We start from the raw sequence: 650 nt of genomic DNA, 5'->3' as shown, positions 1-650 counted from the left end.
CGTACGACTTGTTCTCCAGAACTTTGCCGACGATCACCGAGCCGTCTTCGCCGGCGTTCATCGCGATCTGGCGAGCGGGCGCCGACAGCGCCTTGCGCACGATCTCGACGCCGGTCTTCTGGTCGTCGTTCTTGGTGCGCAGGCCCTTGAGCTGCTCGGAGGCACGGAGCAGGGCGACGCCGCCGCCCGGGACGATGCCTTCCTCGACCGCAGCGCGGGTCGCATGCATCGCGTCATCGACGCGATCCTTGCGCTCCTTGACCTCGACTTCGGTCGAACCGCCGACCCTGATCACCGCGACGCCGCCGGCCAGCTTGGCCAGACGCTCCTGCAGCTTCTCGCGGTCGTAGTCCGAGGTGGTTTCCTCGATCTGCGCCTTGATCTGGGCCACGCGCGCCTCGATGTCGGCCTTCTTGCCGGCGCCGTTGACGATCGTGGTGTTCTCCTTGTCGATCATCACCTTCTTGGCGCGACGGAGCATGTTGAGCGTGACGTTCTCGAGCTTGATGCCGAGATCTTCCGAGATCGCCTGGCCGCCGGTCAGGATCGCGATGTCCTCCAGCATGGCCTTGCGGCGATCGCCGAAGCCCGGCGCCTTGACGGCGGCGACCTTGAGGCCGCCGCGCAGGCGGTTGACGACCAGGGTCGCC

The 650-nt window shown here is 66.8% G+C and carries 1 protein-coding gene; it reads right to left on the bottom strand.

Annotated elements, in window-relative coordinates; all coding sequences use genetic code 11:
- Nucleotides 1-650: TCP-1/cpn60 chaperonin family protein (locus AACY52_RS29130; protein ID WP_339561191.1), on the bottom strand; the 650-nt coding region annotated here is incomplete at both ends.

Source organism: Pseudomonas sp. EA_65y_Pfl1_P113 (genome assembly GCF_963970525.1).
In the GTDB taxonomy this organism is placed as follows: domain Bacteria; phylum Pseudomonadota; class Gammaproteobacteria; order Pseudomonadales; family Pseudomonadaceae; genus Aquipseudomonas; species Aquipseudomonas tritici.
The sequence above is the reverse complement of the archived record's forward strand: the minus strand, read 5'-3'. Positions and strand labels throughout refer to the sequence as shown.